General features: G+C 68.5%; 12 protein-coding genes. 6 read left to right on the top strand and 6 right to left on the bottom strand.

Annotated elements, in window-relative coordinates:
• Positions 1–149 precede the first annotated feature (149 nt).
• The gene (locus ABD743_RS10815; RefSeq protein WP_344721447.1) at positions 150–1,343 is read left to right on the top strand and encodes an MFS transporter; all 1,194 of its coding nucleotides are present in this window, start codon (positions 150–152) and stop codon (positions 1,341–1,343) included.
• A gap of 20 nt (positions 1,344–1,363) precedes the next feature.
• On the opposite strand, the gene mdlC is transcribed toward ABD743_RS10815, so the two are convergent.
• On the bottom strand, positions 1,364–2,935 hold the full coding sequence (gene mdlC / locus ABD743_RS10810) for a benzoylformate decarboxylase (protein WP_344721296.1): 1,572 nt from the start codon (positions 2,933–2,935) through the stop codon (positions 1,364–1,366).
• A 300-nt stretch (positions 2,936–3,235) separates the two neighbouring features.
• Between mdlC and ABD743_RS10805 the strand changes: the two genes are divergently transcribed.
• The 3 genes from ABD743_RS10805 to ABD743_RS10795 all read left to right on the top strand — a co-directional run bounded on the left by ABD743_RS10805 (position 3,236) and on the right by ABD743_RS10795 (position 8,402).
• The gene (locus ABD743_RS10805; protein WP_344721294.1) at positions 3,236–3,772 is read left to right on the top strand and encodes a helix-turn-helix domain-containing protein; all 537 of its coding nucleotides are present in this window, start codon (positions 3,236–3,238) and stop codon (positions 3,770–3,772) included.
• A gap of 28 nt (positions 3,773–3,800) precedes the next feature.
• Positions 3,801–4,955 carry an FAD-dependent monooxygenase gene (locus tag ABD743_RS10800; RefSeq protein ID WP_344721292.1) on the top strand — a complete coding sequence of 385 codons (1,155 nt, stop codon included), beginning with the start codon at positions 3,801–3,803 and terminating at the stop codon, positions 4,953–4,955.
• A gap of 600 nt (positions 4,956–5,555) precedes the next feature.
• Positions 5,556–8,402, top strand: coding sequence for an AAA family ATPase (locus tag ABD743_RS10795; protein WP_344721290.1), 2,847 nt, complete (start codon positions 5,556–5,558; stop codon positions 8,400–8,402).
• 130 nt (positions 8,403–8,532) lie between these two features.
• On the opposite strand, the gene ABD743_RS10790 is transcribed toward ABD743_RS10795, so the two are convergent.
• From ABD743_RS10790 to ABD743_RS10780, 3 genes are all read right to left on the bottom strand, one after another.
• Positions 8,533–9,768 carry a cytochrome P450 gene (locus tag ABD743_RS10790; RefSeq protein ID WP_344721288.1) on the bottom strand — a complete coding sequence of 412 codons (1,236 nt, stop codon included), beginning with the start codon at positions 9,766–9,768 and terminating at the stop codon, positions 8,533–8,535.
• 122 nt (positions 9,769–9,890) lie between these two features.
• Positions 9,891–11,123 carry an acyl-CoA dehydrogenase family protein gene (locus ABD743_RS10785; RefSeq protein WP_344721286.1) on the bottom strand — a complete coding sequence of 411 codons (1,233 nt, stop codon included), beginning with the start codon at positions 11,121–11,123 and terminating at the stop codon, positions 9,891–9,893.
• A gap of 66 nt (positions 11,124–11,189) precedes the next feature.
• The gene (locus ABD743_RS10780) at positions 11,190–11,462 is read right to left on the bottom strand and encodes a hypothetical protein (protein WP_344721284.1); all 273 of its coding nucleotides are present in this window, start codon (positions 11,460–11,462) and stop codon (positions 11,190–11,192) included.
• Positions 11,463–11,749: 287 nt separating this feature from the next.
• Here ABD743_RS10780 and ABD743_RS10775 point away from each other — a divergent pair, with 287 nt between their 5' ends.
• Together ABD743_RS10775 and ABD743_RS10770 are read left to right on the top strand one after the other, a co-directional pair.
• On the top strand, positions 11,750–14,527 hold the full coding sequence (locus ABD743_RS10775; protein ID WP_344721282.1) for an AfsR/SARP family transcriptional regulator: 2,778 nt from the start codon (positions 11,750–11,752) through the stop codon (positions 14,525–14,527).
• 294 nt (positions 14,528–14,821) lie between these two features.
• Positions 14,822–15,034 (top strand): DUF4332 domain-containing protein, encoded by a 213-nt coding sequence (locus tag ABD743_RS10770; protein WP_344721280.1) that lies wholly within the window; start codon positions 14,822–14,824, stop codon positions 15,032–15,034.
• An 82-nt stretch (positions 15,035–15,116) separates the two neighbouring features.
• On the opposite strand, the gene ABD743_RS10765 is transcribed toward ABD743_RS10770, so the two are convergent.
• Together ABD743_RS10765 and ABD743_RS10760 are read right to left on the bottom strand one after the other, a co-directional pair.
• Complete coding sequence (locus tag ABD743_RS10765; protein WP_344721278.1) at positions 15,117–16,601, bottom strand: MFS transporter; 1,485 nt, start codon at positions 16,599–16,601, stop codon at positions 15,117–15,119.
• A gap of 41 nt (positions 16,602–16,642) precedes the next feature.
• On the bottom strand, positions 16,643–18,043 hold the full coding sequence (locus tag ABD743_RS10760; protein WP_344721276.1) for an amidohydrolase family protein: 1,401 nt from the start codon (positions 18,041–18,043) through the stop codon (positions 16,643–16,645).
• Positions 18,044–18,046: the final 3 nt, after the last annotated feature.

Here is an 18,046-nt window from a genome sequence, read left to right as displayed (position 1 = left end):
TACATCTATAGATCGTCTCATTGGCGTCTACATCGACGTGTCAGCGTGGTGACGATGACAGACGGGAATCGACATTGACCGCTTCTCTTCACATTCCGCTCACATCCGACCAGCGCAGTTCCTTCATCGCGGCACTGCTCGGATGGACGATGGACGCGTTCGACTACTTCATCGTCGTGCTCGTTTATGCCGATATCGCCAAGGATTTCGGTATCTCGCTGACGCAGATGGCGTTCATCACGACCGCCACCCTGGTCATGCGCCCGGTCGGGGCGATCCTCTTCGGGCTGTGGGCCGACCGCAGCGGCCGGCGGATCCCGCTGCTGACCGACGTCTGCTTCTACTCTGTGGTCGGGTTCCTGTCCGCGTTCGCGCCGAACTTCACCGTGCTGCTGGTCCTGCGGCTGCTCTACGGCATCGGCATGGGCGGTGAGTGGGGTCTGGGCGCCGCGCTGGCCATGGAGAAGATCCCGGTACGCCGTCGCGGCTTCTTCTCCGGGCTGCTCCAGCAGGGCTACACGCTGGGATACCTGCTGGCGTCGCTGGCCTCGCTGCTGGTGATCACCACGCTCGGGCTGTCGTGGCGCTGGCTGTTCGCGCTGAGCATCATCCCGGCGCTGATCAGCCTCCTGATCCGGGCCCGGGTACGGGAGTCCGAGGTCTGGAGCGACACCCGCCGTCGGATGCGGATGACCAACTCCTCGATCCGCGACGTACTGCTCAACCCGGCCGTCGTGCGCCGGTTCGGCTACCTGATCCTGCTGATGACCGCGTTCAACTGGCTGAGCCATGGCACCCAGGACGTCTATCCGACGTTCCTGCAAGCCACCCACGACGGCGGAGCGGGCCTGCCGGCGGCCACTGCCACCTGGATCGTCGTGCTCTACAACATCGGCGCGGCGATCGGCGGGCTCGTGTTCGGCAGCCTCTCCGAGCGGTTCGGGCGCCGCTACACGATCGCCTTCTGCGCCGTGATCGGACTACCGATCGTGCCGCTGTTCGCCCTCTCCCACACCGCAGGGCTGCTGGCACTGGGCTCGTTCCTCATGCAGGTCGTCGTCCAGGGCGCGTGGGGTGTGATCCCGGCACACCTGACCGAGATGTCCCCCGACGCCATCCGCGGGTTCTATCCCGGCGTCACCTACCAACTCGGCAACTGCCTTGCGGCGTTCAACCTGCCCATTCAGCAGAGCCTCGCCGCCACCCACGGCTACCCCTACGCATTGGTCATCACGATCGTCCCGGTGCTCATCGCGGTGGCCGTGTTCACGCTGCTCGGCAAGGAGGCCAAGGGCATCGAGTTCGGCGGCCGCGTCGGGACCGCACAACCCAGCACCCTCTGATCTCGCCGCCACGGATTCGGTCAGCGCACGTGCACGTCGACGAGGGTGGGGGTGGGCGAGGCGAGTGCGTCGAGCAGCGCGGTGGTGAGTTCGTCGGGGCGCCGCACGACGGTGCCGACGCAGCCCATGCTCCGGGCGAGGCCGGCGAAGTCGATGTCGGTCAGCGTGGTTCCGACCGGCTTGCCGACACCGAAGTGTCGAGCGAACTCGTCGATCGCGGCGTATCCCTGGTTGTTGACGATCACGAAGACGATCGGAAGCGACTCGTGCGCGGCGGACCACAGGCCTTGGATCGCGTACATGCTGGATCCGTCGCCGAGCAGTGCGATCACCTGTTGCTCGGGTCGGGCGAGGGCGATTCCGACCGCCGCCGGCAGGCCGTGCCCCAGTCCGCCGCTGGCGCAGGTGTAGAAGCTCTCGGGTTGATCGAAGGGCAGGTGATCGTGCATCGCCCGGCGGGTGGTGGGCGCCTCTTCCACCACAATGCTCGTCTCCGGCCGCAGATCCGCGAGGGTCTGCATGAGCAGTTCCTCGGAGAGCTCGTTCTGTCCTTCCACTCGAGGTGGCCGCACCCACCTTTGCGGGGAGGACCGGGGCTTGGGCTCCGGTCCGCCCAGCAGGTCTCGCACCCCGAGGCGAAGGCTTGTGACGACGGACGTCCCTACCGGCGTGCCCGCGGCGGACGCCGGATCATCGACCAGCTGGAACACCGCGGTTCCCTCCGATACGTGGGGCCCGGCGTCTTCGACGTGGTAGGCGAACACCGGCGCACCCAGCACCACGACAACGTCGTGCTCGTCCAGGCACCCACGAATGCCGTGGCGGGCGGTGGGTAGGAAACCGGCGAAGAGCGGGTGGGACTCCGGGAAGCTGCATCGCGCCGACATCGGCGCCACCCACACCCGGGCCTGGTGGCGCTCCGCCAGAGCGACCGTCTCCGCGAACGCGCGATCCCGGTCGACGCCGGCGCCCACCACCAGGCCCGGGCGGTCGGCGTCGGCCAGGGCATTTGCCACCTTGTCGAGCAGCGCAGGGTCGGCACGCACTGCCGTGCTGACGCTGCGCGGCGCGAGGGGTTGCGTGGCGTCGACGGGTGCGTCCCAGTCATCCACCGGCACCGACAGGAACACCGGGCCCCGAGGCGGAGCCATGGCCAGGTGGTAGGCGCGAGCGAGGGCGGCCGGAACGTCCTGGGCCCGCGCAGGCTCGCTGCTCCATTTCACGTAGGGCTTGGGCAGCTCGGTGGCCTGATCGGCGTGGAGGAACGGCTCGCCGAGCAGCATGGAGCGGGCCTGCTGCCCGGCGGTGATCACCAGCGGCGTGCGGTTCTTGTAGGCCGTGAAGATATTGCCCATGGCATGTCCGACCCCGGCCGCCGAGTGCAGATTCACGATGGACGCGTTGCCGGTGGCCTGGGCGTAGCCGTCGGCCATGGCGACCACCACCGACTCCTGTAGCCCCAGCACGTACCGGAAGTCGTCGGGGAAGTCGCGAAACATCGGCAACTCGGTGGAGCCCGGATTTCCGAACACCGACGTCATACCGAACAACCGAAGCTGCTCGATAAACGCATCCCGCACGCTGCAGGACATAAGCGGACCCCATTCCTGTGTGACGTTCGACTGAACCGTCGCCCCGCGCCTCACGGTACCAGTACCGGAATTCAAGAGGGCTTCAGTGATCAGATCTTCGCTGCGCCGAACGTCCCTCGTGGACGTCGTCGGCGAGAGCCTCTGCGGCAGATTCGACGAGACAGTAGGTAACAACATCAGTCATTTTTCAGGTGACAGCGGAGACGGGCGACGCTTCAGTGAAGCCAGGCCGTCGAGTGACGCATCCGTCGGCATGCCGCAGCTGAATACGGACGGAAGAGATACAGGAGGCGATAGCGGGTGCCAGGCGTAGAGCGTGAGAGACGTGCTGGCCATGGGCAGGACCTGCTGATCCACAAGTCCGTTGACTCCTCGGAGCAGCAGGCCCGGATCGCGCCAGTTCCACGGCAAACGGAAGGCTCGCTGGCGTCCCTGCTCAACTGGCTTACCGAGAACCTTCACGAGCCGCTCGATCTGCAGCGCATCGCGGACCGCGCCCACCTCAGTACCCGTACTCTGGCACGCCACTTCCGGGCCCAGATGGGCACAACGCCCATCGAATGGATACTGCGGCAGCGGGTCGAGTCCGCACAATCGCTGCTCGAGCATACGAACCTGACCGTGCTGCAGGTGGCCCGCAGCGCTGGGTTCAGTACCGCGGAGACGATGCGGCGGGCCTTCAACCGACGCCTGGGGATCAGCCCCCGCGACTATCGCATCGCCATCCGCGACCACTGTTGGGCCGCTTGCACGCAGCGCCGAACAGGGACGTGGTCGTCGGCGATCTGCACCCGGAGCGCCATCCCGCGTTCGAAAAATGGATATTCAGTGCACTGAGTATCACTTATGAGTAAGGGAGTTCACATTGAACGAGGCGATCATCGTCGGTGGCGGCATCGGCGGCCTGGCCGCAGCCATCGCCCTGCAGAAGTCGGGATCCGTCGGCCGGATCCAGGTACTCGAACAGGCCGCCGAGTTCGGCGAGCTCGGTGCCGGGGTGCAGCTGGCACCGAACGCCCTGCGGGCTCTGCAGGCACTCGGTGTCTACGAGGGGATCGACAGGTACGCGGTCTACCCACGCCGCTTGGTCATGATGGACGCGGTGACCGGGTCGTTCATCACGGCTCTGGATGTCGGTGCCCCGTTCCGTGAACGATTCGGGATGCCGTACCTGCTCATGCACCGCGGCGACCTGCTCAGGATGTTGATCGACAGGGCAAAGCAGTTCGACGCGATCGAGCTGCGTAGCGCTGTGCACGTCACCGGCGTCGAGCCTGACGGGTCGGGCGCGCGGGTCGTCGCGGCCACCGGGGAGGACCTGCGGGGTGATCTCGTCGTCGGTGCCGACGGCCTGCGCTCGGTGGTGCGGACGTGCCTGCTGGGTGATGCGCGACCCGTGAGCGGGGGATGCGTCGCCTACCGCGGCACCGTCCCCTTCGATCACGTGGCCTCGATCGCGGATGGCGATGATGTGCTGCTGTGGGTGGGCCCAGGGATGCATCTCGTGCAGTACCCGATCCGCCGCGGGGAGCTCTACAACCAGGTGGTCACCTTCCGCAGCGAACGCCACTCCCCCGACGACGACTGGGGCACCGAGGACGAGCTCGACGAACGGTTCGCCGCCGCCTGCGATGCGGTGCGCGCGGGAGTCGACCTGATCGACCGCGGGCGTCGATGGAAGCTCGTCGACCGGGATCCGGTCGACAGCTGGGTACGCGGCCGGATCGCCCTCATCGGCGACGCGGCCCACCCGATGGTGCAGTACGTCGGGCAGGGCGCCGCTCAGACCCTGGAGGACGCCGTGAGCCTCTCGGCCGCGGTGGGCGCGGAGCCCGACCTCGACACCGCACTGGCCCGATACCAACGGGAGCGGGTCCCGCGCGCATCACGGGTGCAAGGCATGGCGCGCCGGTTCGGGGAGGTGCTCCACGCCGGCGGCATGGCCGCCACAATGCGCGATCGGCTACTGACCTCGAGGTCCCACGCGGACTACTCGGAGATCGAGTGGCTCTACGGGTGACGCGGTTGCGGATCTGTTCGAGCGCGTAAGGCGTCGCCGAAACGAACGCGCGCTGTGGCTGCCTCACCGAGACGAGGAACATACTTTGACCACATCCCGGTCCGTCGCCGTTCACGAACCGCTCGCCCCCCGTGCTGCCGAGCTGTAAAGTTCTGCTCCGATCTCGAGGTGTCGTCGCTCTTCGTGCTCATTTGTACCGGAAGGCCGAATTTCCGTTGATGGCGCCCTCGTCCTGAATGTTCAGTTCCTGCTGGACGCGGCGCCGAAAAGCATGGCATCATCGGCGCTCACAGTGATGCCGAAAGATCGGGTCGGCTATCGCGAATTCCGGATCGACGCGGCGCGAAACGCGAGAGGGGTCGTATGCTCTTGGCAATATTCCGGTCGGCGCGAAGACCTTGCCGAACCTCGGAATGTTTGACCGGTCGGCCTCTCGCGGACTTTTGATGCCCTGGGGCGCAAGACGAGCCTGCTCGGAGGCGATCCACGGGCTCGCCAGGCCTCCGGCGGGGCCACATTCAGGAACCACCGGGGGCCGATCAGTAGAAAGGCAGTGGCCACAGGTTTTCGTCCTCGTCCACCTGCGGATCGGGTGAGGACGTGGAATCGGATCTCCGCTGGCAGCCTGCGCATCTCGTCGGTCGCGACGCCGACACCGACGTGGTGCGGACGTTTCTCGAGCGCGCATCCGTCAGCGGCGGAGCGTTGCTGCTCCTCGGGGGGCCGGGTATAGGGAAGAGCGTGATGCTCGACCTCTCCGCGGGCGCGGCGGCTGTCCGGGGCGCCCACGTGCTGCAGGCGGCCGGAGTGGAGTTCGAGGCCGATGTCGCCTACTCGGGCCTCAACCAGTTGCTGTTCCCGCTGCGCGAGTCGTTGGGCGAGCTCGGTCAGGTCCATCGAGAGGCCTTGGAGGTGGCGCTGGGCTTCGGCAGCGGACCACCGCCGGACCGCCTGCTCGTGTCCACCGCCGCATTGCTGCTGGTGCGCAACGCCGCCGTCGAGAGCCCCGTGCTGCTGGTCGTGGACGACCTCCCGTGGCTCGACCGTGCCAGCGCGGGCGTGCTCGGTTTCATCGCCCGCCGCCTCAAGGGAAGCCAGGTCGGCTTTCTGGGCGCGGCGCGGTCGCACATCGGAAGTTTCTTCGAGGGTGGCGATCTCCCGGAACACGAGCTGCAGCCACTGGACAGCGGAGCGGCACGTGAGCTGGTCGCGCAGCGGTTCCCCACGCTCGCGCCGAGCGTGCGGCAGCAGCTGCTTGCCGAGGCGCAGGGCAACCCGCTGGCGTTGCTGGAGCTGCCGACGGCGCTGACCGGGCCGCAGCGGCACGCGATGGCGTTCGTGCCGCCGGTGTTGCCGCTGACACAGCGTCTGCAGTCGCTGTTCGCGTCCCTGATCCCGACGCTGCCGGAGCCGTGCCGGCGGATCATGCTGCTGGGCGCGCTCGATCGCAGTGGTGGCCGGGATGCCTTGCGTGCGGCCGCCGCGTCGTACGACCTGGACAGCCTCGCTCCTGCGGAGCGCGAGCGGCTCGTCCACGTCGACGAGAACACCGGGCGCTTCGAGTTTCGCCACCCGCTGGTGCGGGCGGCCGTCGTCGAGGTGTCCACCGTCGGCGAGCGCCGTTGGGCCCACCGGTGTCTCGCCGAGGTGCTGATCGAACACCCTGAGCGTCAGGCCTGGCACCTCGCGGAAAGCACGGTGGAACCGGACGAGCAGATCGCCGCTCGCCTCGAGGCGGCGGCGCACATGGCGCAGCTGCGCGGTGACGCCGCCGGTGCCGTCGCCCTGCTCACCCGCGCTGCGCCGCTCAGCCCGAGTGCGGTCGATCGGGCAGCTCGGCTGGCCGAGGCCGCTTATCACGCTGTCAGCTCGGTGGGCGAGCTGTCCGGTGCCTCCCGCTTCCTCGACGAGGCCAGGCAGGAGAACGGTGCCGGGGGTGCCTCGCTGCACGCGGTGGCCGCCAAGACGTTGCTGATGATCAACGGTGAGGGTGATGTCCTGACCGCGTACACGATGCTGCTCACCGCGATCGAGACGGGTGAGCACGGATACGACGCGGACGACAAGGCTCTGATCGAGGCGCTCTACACCTTGCTGCTGGTCTGCTGGTTCGCCGGGAGACAGGAGCTGTGGGCACCGGCCTTTGCGGCGATCGACCGCCTGCGGCCGCGGGTGCCGGACATGCTCTGGCTCTTTCGGAGCACCTTCGCGGATCCGGCACGGACCGGGCAGGCCGCGGTGGCCGTCCTGGACGCGCGCCTGGAAACCTTGCGCGACGAGGACGACCCGATGCTGCTGCTGCGGCTCGGCGGTGCATCCGTCTACTTCGATCGGCTCGCGGTGACACGCGAGGTTCACTGGCGGATCGTGCAGCAGGGCCGCGAGGGACTAGCGGCCGTTCGTCGCCACAGCGCCGCCCTGATTCACCTGTGCCACGACATGTTCCTCACCGGCCGGTGGGACACGATGGCCGAGCTCGCGGACGAGGGCGCGAACCTGTGCCTCACGCACGGCTACCGAGCCTCCGTCTGGTACTTCCGCCGGATGCGAAGCCTGCACGCTGCCGTGTGTGGCGATCACGAGACCAGCCAGGCGATGACCGACGAGCTGATCCGGTGGTCCCGCGCTCGCAGTGCCTGCGGGATGGAGTGGTTCGCCGTGCACCCTCGGACGCTGAACTACATCGGACAGAGCGAGTTCGAGGCCGCCTTCCGGGAGGCGAGCATCTACAACGAGCCGGGTGTGATCGCGTCACACATTCCGCAGGCCATGTGGACCAGCTTCGATCTCGTCGAGGCAGCGCTCAAGACGGACCGGCCTGCCGAGGCCGCGGCGCACGCCACGGCGATGCGCGACACCGACCTTCCCGCACTGTCGTCACGGATGGCGTTACTGACCGCCGGCGCCACGGCGATGGTCGCAGGCGATGCCGAGTTCCGAAGCAGCTTCGACGACGCGCTCGCTCTGCCGGACAATTCCCGGTGGCCCTTCGATTTCGCCCGGGTTCGGCTCGCGTACGGCGAGCGGCTTCGTCGCGTGCGGGCAACGGCGGATGCGCGTGTGCAGCTCGCGGCTGCCGCGGCGATCTTCGACCAGCTCGGCGCGCGGCCCTGGTACGAGCGGGCCTACAGCGAACTGCGGGCCACCGGGATCAGCAAGCCGCGGCGGGCCCTGTCGGAGCCTCCCGCCCTCACTCCGAAAGAGCGTGAGATCGCCGAGCTGGCCGGTTCGGGTCTGACGAACAAACAGATCGGAGAGCGCCTCTTCCTCTCCCACCGCACCGTCGGTGCGCACCTCTACCAGATTTACCCCAAACTGGGAATCGCTTCCCGGGCGGGCCTCCGTGATGCGTTGGCAGCGCCGCCCGGACACCCGCATAGCGAGGATCGCTCACCATCGGGCCGCTCGTCGGCGCGCAGGCCGCCGGCTGACGGGAAGGCAGGCTGAGCCGACGCAGCCCAGCCAGTCACCGACCCAGTCATTCGTCAGATCACAACGGCGACGAAGAACGATTCACTCGAACCGGAATCGTCCCGACGACGAGGGGTTCGCGGGGTACTCCTCGTCGTCGGCATCATCACCAGCTCACCGGGAGTTCCTGCACCCCGTAGACGACCATCTTGTCGCGAAAGCGGATCTCCTCCAGCGGCACCGCGAGGTGCAGATCGGGGAACCGGCGCAGCAACGCCGGATACGCGATCTGCAGCTCCAGCCGGGCCAACGGCTGCCCGAGACACTGATGCGCACCGAGCCCGAACGCCACATGGTGGTTCGCATCGCGGCGAATGTCGAGCTCGTCCGGAGACTCGAACACCGACGGGTCCCGATTGGCCGACTCGCTCGCCGCGATGATCCCCTCGCCCGCACGGATGGTCACTCCACCGATCTCGATGTCCTCCAACGCGACCCGGCGCCGCCCCGAATGCAACACCGTCAGCAGGCGCAGCAGCTCCTCCACGGCGCTCTTCACCACGGCGGTGTCGCCGTCGCGCACCTCGGCGGCCTGCTCGGGGTGCTCCAACAACGCGAGCGTGCCCAGGCCGATCATGTTCGCCGTGGTCTCGTGGCCGGCGACGAGCAACAGCGTCGCAATGCACACGGCGTCGTCACGGCTGAGCTCGCCGGTCAGGATGTACCGCTGCGCGAGCCGGCCCAGGATGTCGTCGGTCGGCTCGGCCTCCTTCACGGCCATCAGGCCCGTCAGGTATTTCCATAACTCGTCGTTGGCGCGTGCGGCCGCGTCCGAGCCGGCCGTGGTGTCGAGAAGTGCGCGGGAGCAGGACTGGAAGAAGTCGTGGTCGGGGTAGGGCACGCCCAGCATGTGGCAGATGACCATCGACGGCAGCGGGAGCGCGAACGCCTCCACGAGGTCGACCGGCCGGGGACCGCGTTCCATCGCGTCGAGCAGGTCGTTCACGAGCTTATCGACGACCGGACGCAATGCCTCGGTGCTCCGCGCCGTGAAATCGCTGATGATCATTTTGCGGTACCGGGCGTGCTCCGGGTCGTCCATACCGATGAAGCTGCGTGTGAACACGCGCCCGATGCGCAGCGCCTCCGACTGGATGGGGTATCCCGGCCGGTCCGTTTCGGAGCTCACGCGGGGGTCGGAGAGAACACGGCGGACGTCCTCGTATCTGGTGATCAGCCAGGGCGAGCTGCCGTCCCACAGACGGACCCGGCTGACCGGATTCTCGGCACGCAGCCGCGCCAACTCGGCCGGCGGGTCGAACGGGCAGGTGCGGGCCATCGGATAGGCGGGCTCGGCGGCCGTCTGCCCGTCGTGGCCGGTAGCGAACGAGATGGGTGTCATGAGGACTCCAGTTCATTAGCAATGCTAACTAAATACCTGGACCCTGACTTCTCCGCGATCGCCGCGGTGACGTCAGGGGAAGTAGCGGCGCATAGTGGCGGGCCGGCGGCCCGCACCCACTGCTAGAACGGCATCTCCGGCTGGAGGCCGAGCCGCATGCGGCCGACGTTCTCCCACGTGCGCTCGAACTGGAGCGTGACGTGCGTGCGCACCATGTTCAGGTCGCGGAAGTAGCGCTCGATCCGCCGGCCCTTGTTCGCGGCACTCGACCCGCTCGTGCGAAAGATCGTCTCGACCGCCTTCGACGCGAGCTGGACGATCTGCTGCTCGATGAGGATGAGGCGACGGTCCTCCTCGTCGCTCACGGGCTCGCCGGTCTCCATCGCTCGCCGCGCCCGCTCCGTCCAGATCTGCGCGACCTGGTGGAGGGTGGCCTCCGCGGTGTCGACGTACGCCGTGGCCTCGCCGAGCAAGCCGTGGAAGACCGGCAGCTGGGAGCGCTTCGGTGACATCGGGCCCCACTGGTGCTTCGTCGCGAGGTTCTCGATGTAGTCGTCGATCGCCGCCTGCGCGATGCCGACGCACACCGCGGTCGGTTCGGAGATGAGCAGGGACCCGATCGACCCGTGGAACATCGGGTTCGGGTGCAGGCCCCGCCCCGGGAACTCCACGATGGTGCGCGCAGGGTTCGGCGATGGCACGGTGTGGTGCTCGGGGATGAACAGGTCCTCGACCACGACCCGCCGCGAGCCCGTGCCACGCATGCCGAGCGTGTCCCAGTTGTCGACGATCCGGAACTGGTCCCGGCGCATCGCCATGAAGCGCGTGTCGACAGGTTCACCGCCCGGCTCGGTGCTCACAACGGTGGCACCGATGAAGTGCGTCGACACGTCACAGCCGGAGGAGTAGTCCCACCAGCCGGTGATCCGGTAACCACCGTCGACCCTCAGGGCGGGCGCGGGGATCGCGGAAAGCGGGCAGCGGAAGTCACCGTCCCCGAACAGCTCGACCTGGGCCTGCTCCTCGAAGAGGCCGGCGATGAGGTTGTGCGTGGCCATGAGCCCGAAGACCCAGCCGCTCGAGGGGCAGCCGCGCGACAGCTCGACCGTGACGCGCAGGAAGGTGTCGAGATCGAACTCGTAGCCGCCGAACCGCCGCGGCTGCATGATCCTGTATAGGCCCGCGTCGAGGTAGTCCTGCAGCGTCGCGTCGGGTAGCCGGCCGAGAACCTCGCACTCGTCCTGACGCTCGCGCAGCGCCCCGCGCAGGGCCGTCGCCCTGGCGATCATCTCGCCCGGAGCCAGGTCCGGCTCCGGCGGATCGATGCTGCGTGTGGTCGCGTCCTGTGCCGTCATCAGGTGCTCCTTCGAAGGTCGGCCTCTCGGTCGGTCCCGTCAGCGCAGGCCCGCGGAAATTCGTCGTTACTTGTCGCCTCGCCAGGCGAGCATCTCCTTCAGCGGGGTGAAATCGTATCCGCCATCGGTCGGATCGATCCCGGTGGTGAAGAACGTGACACCCTCGGCCAGGAAGGCGTCGGCGCGGGCCGAACGGGGCCAGGCCATCGCTCGTTCGATCAGGGTCTCGTCGCGGCCGACGGCGGCTGCATACTGCCGGACCAGGGCGTTCTTGCGGCGAAAGGACTCGATGTCCAGAAAGCTGTGCAGCTCGATGCCCTCGGAAGGATCGGTGCCCAACGCTGCTCCTTTCCGGAAAGTTCTGATCGTCACTCGCCGCGCGGAGCGGGAGCGAGTTCCTTGATCCGTCGCCGTATCACCACAATGGCACGTTCGGCGTAGACGCAGGCGAGACGATTTGTTGACGGTACAGGCAGCTCGCTCCCGGCAGACAGATACGTCGCGAGCCGCCATTACAATTTTGAGTTGACGGCACCGATGACCTTTTCATATCGCCAGGACACGGCATAGTACGCAAACGTGATGGCCGGTCGCCATCAGGACGGGCGCAGAAGGAGACGATTCCGGTGGAGAGTGAGCTCGGGTTCGCCCTGCTCGGGCCGGTACGGGCCTGGCGGGGTGGTTCCGAGCTCCCGTTGGGCACTCCTCAACAACGCGCCACATTGGCGTTGTTGTTGCTGCAGGACGGCACGCCGACGACGATGGGCGAGATCGCCGACGCGCTCTGGGGAGAAACCCTCCCGGCACAGCCGAGCGCGACGATTCGCACCTATTTCCACCGCATACGCCGGCTGCTCGCCACCGATGAGCGCGACCGCGTCATCACAGTCGACGGCGGTGGCTACCGCATCGAGGTGGATCGGCTCGCCGTGGATGTGGGCCGCTTCTGCGAGCAGGTCACCCGCGCCGACATCGCACTGGAAGCGGGCCTGCAGCAGGACGCGGTCGAGCATCTGCGCACGGCACTGTCGCTGCACCAGGGCACCCCGCTGGCCGGGCTCCCAGGCGCCTTCGTGCAGGTCGAGCGGGCGCGGCTGTCCCGGCTGCGGTGGGCCGCGCTGGAGAGCATGTGCCGCCTCGAGATCGACCGCGGAGGGCATGCCCGCATCGTCGATCAGCTCCAGGCAGCGGTGGTCTGTGAGCCCCTGCGTGAGCCGTTGCACGAGCTGCTCATCCTCGCGCTCTACCGCTGCGACCGGCAGGCCGAGGCGTTCCTGGCCTACGAGAACGCGCGGCGGGTGCTGCGCGAGGAACTGGGCACCGACCCCGGCCCCCGGCTACGCCGGCTGCACCATCGCATGCTCAGCTCCGACCCAGGCCTGCGTGCTCCACATCAGGTGCTCGCGCCGCCCGCGCGGCCGGCGCAACTGCCCACGAACCTGCCCGTCTTCGTCGGACGCGAGACGGCTCTCGCGGCCGCCGGGGCGGCGCTACCCACCCACCGGGCGGCACCGGAGCAGACCACGGTGATCGTGATCAGCGGGATGGCCGGGGTCGGCAAGACGGCGTTCGCGCTGCACTGGGCACACGAGATCACCGACCGCTTCCCCGACGGCCAGCTGTACGTGAACCTTCGCGGATTCGACGCAGAAGGCGTCCAGGTCGGCCCACAGGAAACGATCCTCGGCTTCCTGCACGCCTTGGGCGTCCACCCGCAACGGATCCCACCGACCCCGGACGCCCAGTCCGCCCTCTACCGCAGCCTGCTGCTCGACCGGCGCTGCCTGATCGTGCTCGACAACGCCCGCGACTCCGCCCACGTACTCCCGCTGCTGCCCGGCCGATCCCAGAGCCTGGTCCTCATCACCAGCCGCACCACCCTCGACGGACTGGTCGCAACCACCGCGGCCCGCACGATCACCCTCGACCTCCTCGACCACCACACAGCCCGAGAACTCCTCGCCCGCAGACTCGGCACCGAGCGCGTCGACGCCGAACCCGACGCCACGAACGCCCTCATCAACCACTGCGCCCGCCTCCCGTTGGCACTGTCGATCGTCGCCGCCCGGATCACCGCACAACCCCCGACGTTTCCCCTCGCCCACGCCGCAACACAGCTCTTCGGCACCCACCACACCCTCGACGCCTTCGCCGGCACGGACTCCACCCCCGACATCCGCGCCGTACTGACCTCCTCGTACGCGCTCCTCACCCCGGGCGCCGCGCGACTGTTCCGCCTCCTCGCCCTGCACCCCGGTTCCGAAACCACCGCAACCGCCGCCGCCAGCGCCGCCGCCGTGCCCGTCCACACGGCCGGCACCTTGCTGCGCGAACTCGCCCACGCCCACCTCGTCACAGAGACCTCGCCGGGACGGTTCGGGCGGCACGACCTGCTCCGGGCCTACGCGAGCGAGCGGATCACCGAGACCGAGCCCCGCGCGGAGCGCGACACGGCGTTTCACCGGTTGGCCACCCACTATCTCCAGACCGCCGACCGCGGCGCACGGCTAGTCTCCGCCCACCAGGACGAACCCCCACCCCTCGCCCCGGGACGCGACGTCACCCCCGAAACCCTGGCCGACGCGGAACAGGCCATCCGCTGGTTCGACACCGAACGCCCCACGACATTGCCCCTGCTGGAACGGATGGCCGCACACGGTCTGCACTCCCACGCCTGGCGCTTCGCATGGGCCCTGCGCAACTGCCACGACCGGCAAGGACACTGGCACGAACTGGCCGCCGCCCACCGAATCGCAGCACGCTCGGCAGCCGAGATCTCCGACACGACCGGCCTGGCCTACGCACTCCGCGGCCTGGCCAGAGCCGACACCCGACTCGGCCGCTACGACGCAGCCCAGTCCCGGCTGGACCGGGCACTCGCACTGTTCGAGGGACTCGGCGACGTGTGCGCCATCGCATACACATTGCGCCAGTACGCCTGGCTGTCCGACCGCCGGGACGACCCCGAAACCGCGCTGGCGCACGCCACCCGCGCGCGCCACCTGTTCCGCACGATCACCTGCACGCCGGGCGAAGCCGCCGCGACGAACGCCATGGGCTGGTACCTCGTGCTCCTCGGCAAGTCCGACAACGCCGTCGGACTGTGCCGGGACGCACTCGAACTCCTTCGATCAACGGGCGAGCGGTTCGGCCAGGCCAACGCCTGGGAAAGCCTCGGGATGGCCTACCACCAACTCGCACGGTTCGACGAGGCGCTGGCGAGCTACCGGCGTGCGGCGGAGATCTACCGCGAGTTCCGGGCCCACGACAACGAGGTCGAGACACTGATCCGGCTCAGAGGCAGCCATCTGGCGCTGAGCCAGCGGGTCGAGGCCGACGACGTGCTCCGGCGGGTGGCCTCGATCCGGCAGAATCTCGGCCTGCCGTCGATCGGGTTACCCTGACCGGGCCCGCCGAGGCGGACGTGGCACAGGCGTATTCAGATCGCTATCGGGTGATTCCACCGTGCCCGCTGCACCACCCATGGTACGAATAAATTCGTACCAGAATACGACCGCGCTCGATCAAGCCTCGACCAGACAATGATCGCGCCCGGGCGGATCACGGTGCATGGACCGAACCGAATCAGCATGACATGAGTAGATCGCTATTCCGGCCGCCCCGGACCAGTGGCGAGCCGTCTGGGAGGCGCGCATAATGCTGTCTCCGTACACGACAAAGACCGGAGGAAACTCGTCATGGCTGTTGTGAACGACCTGGCCGACATCAAGGGCATCGGCCCGAAACACGCCGCGATGCTCAAGGAGATCGGCGTCGACTCGATCAAAGAACTGCAGCACCGTAAGGCCGGCCACCTGAAGGAAATGATCGAGACCCGACACGGGAAGGTGATCGGCATTTCCGAGCAGACCTGTCAGGGCTGGATCGACGCGGCCAAGGCGCACGGCTGACCGGTCGACGGTCGGCTCTCTCCGAGAGGCCAATCGGCGCATCTCCCCCGTCCGACCCACGCGGGCTTGGCCTTGGTTCTCATCACGCCTCTGCACCAGCCGAGGATCCACCGCGGCTACCCCGCGCATCCTGGCTGATGTCCTCGAGGGCCACGCCCTGGGTCTCCGGCCCGAACCGCACGGCCGTCGCCATGATCACGTACATCACGCCGACCATGACGAAGATGCCGACCGCACCCGCAGCGTCGAATATGACGCCGGCGAGCAGCGGAACGAGCGAGGCGGAGACGAGCGCGACCGTCACCGATGCGCCAGTGCCGAAGGCCCGCACCTTGGTCGGATACAGCTCCGGTGCCCACACCCAGGCGGTGGTGTTCAGCAGGATGAACATGAGCTGCAGTAGCCCGCCGAGCACCAGGATCATCGCGAGGCTCGCCGACGTACCGAAGGCGATCGCGACGACGACGGCCACCACCGCCCCGTACCCGAGCACCATCCGTCGCTTGAGCCGGTAGCCGAACACGCTCGCGAGCACGGCTCCGATCAGCCCGCCGATGTTGATGATCGTGGTGTAGGCGAGCGAGGTCGACACATCGATTCCGCGTGCCACGAGGACGGTCGGCATGAACACGGTGATCGTCACCTGCGCGCCGAACGTCATCGCCGAGACCACCCAGATCACGAGGGTGTTCCTGGCCAGCACGCCGGAGAAGATCTCCGCGAGCCGGACCCGCTGCCGCGGCAGCCGTTCGCCCTCCGCTGCGTCGACATACGCGGTGGGCTGCATGTCCCGCAGCGGGCGAAGGCGGTTGGCGGCGAGCCGGGAGAGCACCTCGTTGGCCGCGGCCACCTGCCCCTCCACCAGCAGGTATCGCGGTGACTCCGGGAGGAACCACCGATAGACGAACACGAGTAGCGCCGGCAGTGCCAGCAACCCGAGCAGCCAGCGCCACGCCACCTCGGGGCCGCCGAGAGTGGTCTCGAGCGGGCCGAGCACGAGCGCGGCCAGCGCCGAGGAGACGAAGATCCCCAGTCCGCCGGCAGCGATGTTCACGGTGGCGACGGCGGCCCCCCGGTACTTCGTGGGCATCAGCTCGGCCACCAGCGTGAGCCCGGTGTTCAGCTCGCCGCCCAGCCCGATTCCGACGATGAAGCGCGCGACGAGCAGCCAGCCGATGTCCGGAGCGAACGCGGCAAGCAGCGCGCCCACCGTGTAGAGGACCAGGTTGTACATGTAGGTGACACGCCGGCCGTACCGGTCGCCGGTGATGCCCGCGATCAGCGAGCCGATCGCCATGCCCGCGAACGTCAGCGTCGTCAGGAGCCCGACCTGGGTGTTCGACAGCTCCCATTGCGCGGCGATGAGGGGGGCGGCGAGCCCGACGTTGTACTGCTCGATCGCGTCGAACAGCGCGCCGAACGCCACGAGCACCAGGATCAGGACGTGCGCTCGGCGGAATGGGATGCGGTCCAGTGCCGCGCCGAGCTGGCGCTGCGCCCGGTCCCTGAGCTGCTCGGTCGCTGCGCTCGTGGGACCGGTACCCGGCGAGGAAGCCGATGTGGACATGGCGGTGCTCCGTTCGGTGGATCCTTCGGTCGGGGTGGGACTCAGGTGAGGAGGTGGCCCGGGATCGGGGCGGCGTCCAGCGCCCTGCCGATGGGCCCGGGGTCGTGGAAGCCGTCGGCGTCGAGCACGACGCGGCCACCGCTGATCACCATCTCCGCCCAGCCGGTCAGCTGGTGGCCCTCGTAGGGCGTGTAGTCGCTCTGCATGTGCAGGTCGGCAGCGGCCGCGGTGCGCCGCGCGACCGGGTCGAGCACGACGATGTCGGCGTCGGCTCCCACACCGATCATGCCCTTGCCCGTCAGCCCGTTGAGCCGTGCGGGATTGGTGGCGAACATCGCCACGAACCGCTCGACGGGCATCCCGTCCTCGGCCACGAGCCGGGTGAATGCCACCGGCAGCCGGGTCTCCACCCCGGGCAGGCCGTTGGGCATCACGCGGACGTCGTCGCGGTGCTCCAACTTCTGCGACGTGGAGTAGCAGCAGTGATCGGAGCCCAGCGTGTCGACATCCCCGACGACGGCGCGGGCGCGCAGCGCGGCCACCGTCTCCGCCGCGCGCAGCGGCGGACAGCACACGAAGCGCTCCGGGTGCTCGCCCCCGTAGGTGCTCTCGTCGAGGGCGAGGTAGTGCGGGCAGGTCTCGGTGTAGGCGCGCACGCCCCGGCGACGGGCGGCACGGACCAGATCGACCGCCTCAGCGGTGGTCTGGTGCACGAAGTACACCGGTGCCCCCACGTGCTCGGCGGTGGCGAGCACCTGGGCCACAGCCGCAGCCTCGGCCAGCTCGGGGCGGGTGAGCGCGTGATGCCCGGCGTCGGCGCGGTGGGCCGCGGCGGCGAGCCCTTGCGCGTCCTCGATCACGTGGTCGGCTTCGGCGTGGACGTAGGCGATGCCGCCCTGAGCGTGCAGCGTGCGCAGCACTTCGAGCACGGTGTCCGGCCCTGCCATGACGACGTCCTTGTACGTCGTGAACATCTTGATCGTCCGGACGCCACCGTCGGCCATGGCCGCGATCTGCTTCGCCGTGGTGTCGTCCCAGGAGATCACGCACCCGTGCAGCGCGGTGTCGCACCGGGAGACGGTGGCGAGATCCCGGCGCTCCTGCACGGCATCGAGCGGGCTCTGCCCAGGCTCCGGGATCGCGAAGTCGACAACCGTGGTGGTGCCGCCCCAGAGCGCCGCGATACTCGCTCCCGCGTAGTCATCGAGCTGGGTGTAGGCGCCCAGCCGCTGCCCGATGTGACAGTGCGGGTCGACCCCGCCGGGGATGACGAGCTTGCCCGTGGCGTCGACCGCCCGCTCGTGCGGCGGGAGCGGCAGCGTCGGGTCCTGCACCGCGACGATCCGGCCGCCCGTCACGACGACGGTGGCGGGGCCGCTGCCGCCGGCGTTGACGACGGTGCCGCCGTGGACGACGAGGTCCGCAGGCTGTGGGAGGGACATCGG

Origin of the sequence: Pseudonocardia yunnanensis, from assembly GCF_039534065.1 — a bacterium.
GTDB lineage: Bacteria > Actinomycetota > Actinomycetes > Mycobacteriales > Pseudonocardiaceae > Pseudonocardia > Pseudonocardia yunnanensis.
This window is presented reverse-complemented; position numbering and strand designations above follow the sequence as displayed.

Bases quoted from the DNA above. Each gene is read 5' to 3' on its own strand.
- ABD743_RS10765 (WP_344721278.1), bottom strand. From the start codon at position 16,601: ATGTCCACATCGGCTTCCTCGCCGGGTACCGGTCCCACGAGCGCAGCG.
- ABD743_RS10760 (WP_344721276.1), bottom strand. From the start codon at position 18,043: ATGTCCCTCCCACAGCCTGCGGACCTCGTCGTCCACGGCGGCACCGTC.
- ABD743_RS10815 (WP_344721447.1), top strand. From the start codon at position 150: ATGGACGCGTTCGACTACTTCATCGTCGTGCTCGTTTATGCCGATATC.
- ABD743_RS10785 (WP_344721286.1), bottom strand. From the start codon at position 11,123: ATGACGGCACAGGACGCGACCACACGCAGCATCGATCCGCCGGAGCCG.
- mdlC (WP_344721296.1), bottom strand. From the start codon at position 2,935: ATGTCCTGCAGCGTGCGGGATGCGTTTATCGAGCAGCTTCGGTTGTTC.
- ABD743_RS10790 (WP_344721288.1), bottom strand. From the start codon at position 9,768: ATGACACCCATCTCGTTCGCTACCGGCCACGACGGGCAGACGGCCGCC.
- ABD743_RS10770 (WP_344721280.1), top strand. From the start codon at position 14,822: ATGGCTGTTGTGAACGACCTGGCCGACATCAAGGGCATCGGCCCGAAA.